Consider the following 1791-nt stretch of genomic DNA (forward strand, 5'->3'; position numbering starts at 1 on the left):
CCGCTTCGCAGCCCATCGCAGCCGTTGTAACCTCCTGAAGTTTTACGCCCTCCGGGCAGAAGCCCGCTCTTCATAGCGTTCTGCGTCACAAATCAATATCCAGCCCGAAGCGCCTTCTCAGCCCTTTTTCCAGCAACCCCTTGGGCAACAACCACGCCATCAGCGGCAGGATGCGCGAGCCGTTGCCCAGGCGTAGCAAGCGTGGTGGGTTGGCTCGCTGCACGGCTTTGAGCAGGCTTTGCGCGAATGCTGTCGCAGGGGTCGGGTTATCCAGCGAGGCCTTTGCACGTGCACGAATGCCCTCGCGAATCGGCCACCACGGTGATTGCTCGCTGATCAACTGTTCGGCTTCATGACTGGCGTTTTTTGCAAAGCTCGACGCAATCGCGCCAGGCTGCACTTCCATCACCTGCACGCCGAACGGCGCCAGCTCCAGACGCAACGCGTCACTGAGGGCATGAACGGCTGCCTTGGACGCACAATAAGCCCCCGCGAATGGCGTCACCAGAACACCCGACACGCTACCGATGTTTACCACCAGCCCTTTGTTACGCCGCAGCGCCGGGAACAGCGCCCGGGTAACACCGACAATCGAGAACACATTGGTCTCGAACTGCCGCTGCATCGCGTCCACGCCACCGTCCAGCAGCGGGCCCATCGCGCCATATCCCGCGTTGTTGATCAGCACGTCCAGCCCGCTGTGTTCAAGCCCGGCAGCGAGTTGCTCCAGTGCCGGCCCGTCGTTGACATCCAGTTGCACGGCAATAAACCCGGCAGCGCTCAGTGTCGCCACATCCTCGGCCTTGCGCGCCGTCGCCCAGACCTCATAGCCCGTGGCCTTGAACGCATCGGCCAACGCGCGGCCAATTCCACTTGAGCAACCGGTGATAAGAGCGACAGGCATGAATGAGGTCCTTGAGGGTCAGTCCGAAAAACTGCCTTGCAGATGTTCTGCGCGAAACTCCAGAGTTTGCGGGCGATAGCCATTACGCAGCGCAGGTAACGGCACACAATCCTGCCACGCCGCCTTTGCCTGAAGCTGGCCGGGGCCGCGATAGCGTGCAGACGTGTAGGTGCTGTCCACCAGATTTACCGTGTCACCAGGCGCGTAGGCCGCGATTCGCCAGTGCAGTTCCAGCAGCGCAGCCTGATTGTCGTTGGTGATCGAGACATGCAGAGGTTTGTCTGCCGGGCAGCCTTGCGGGTCGTAACCGAGCTGGATGTCCAGACGCTCCAGCTGGCGCGTTTCCCTACTGTCCTGCCAGATCACAATGGCCGCCACGATCCCCAGCCCCGCAGCCGCCGCCAGCGAAACCGGCAAGGCCTTGGCCGGATAGCGCAGGAGAAGGATCAGCCAGGTGAGGATTAACAGGATGCCGATAAACATGCGGGTCTCCAGCGCGGGGCAGTGTCAGAGATACTACAGACATCGGGCAGGCGTTGACCAATAAGCAAGGCACATAGAGCGCTTCGATGGCGGCCAGGGCGTTCTCTTCTCTTCGGGCCACTGTCATAAGTGCCAGTATGCGCTATCGGCCCAGTGATCTAGAGTGTGGTACAGCGCGGAATTTTCCAGCGCCGTCGGACTTGCTGCAGGTGCCAGTCATGGTTGAACGCTCGAATGCCCTTCATCAGCATACGCCTGCATTAGAGTTGGTGGATCCGCGCGGGTTGCCAGTGGCGTCACTTACGCTATGCCGCACGAATAGCGATGTCGAGCCGCAAATCCGTAGAAGCCATGCGTCATTCGACATGGCGGGGCGACCTGTCAGCTGTTGGGATCCGCGCCTG

The 1791-nt window shown here is 60.9% G+C and carries 3 protein-coding genes; 1 reads left to right on the plus strand and 2 read right to left on the minus strand.

The window, feature by feature from the left end:
• Nucleotides 1–85: 85 nt before the first annotated feature.
• The gene (locus ABJ99_RS15535) at nt 86–904 is read right to left on the minus strand and encodes an SDR family oxidoreductase (protein ID WP_054086543.1); all 819 of its coding nucleotides are present in this window, start codon (nt 902–904) and stop codon (nt 86–88) included.
• A gap of 18 nt (nt 905–922) precedes the next feature.
• Nucleotides 923–1387 (minus strand): hypothetical protein, encoded by a 465-nt coding sequence (locus tag ABJ99_RS15540; protein ID WP_054086544.1) that lies wholly within the window; start codon nt 1385–1387, stop codon nt 923–925.
• Between the two features lie 218 nt (nt 1388–1605).
• Here ABJ99_RS15540 and ABJ99_RS29235 point away from each other — a divergent pair.
• Nucleotides 1606–1791, plus strand: a 186-nt coding sequence (locus ABJ99_RS29235) for a hypothetical protein (protein ID WP_230081038.1), incomplete at its 3' end; no start/stop codon positions are given.

The sequence above is a fragment of the Pseudomonas syringae pv. cilantro genome (assembly GCF_001293775.1).
Lineage (GTDB): Bacteria > Pseudomonadota > Gammaproteobacteria > Pseudomonadales > Pseudomonadaceae > Aquipseudomonas > Aquipseudomonas syringae_P.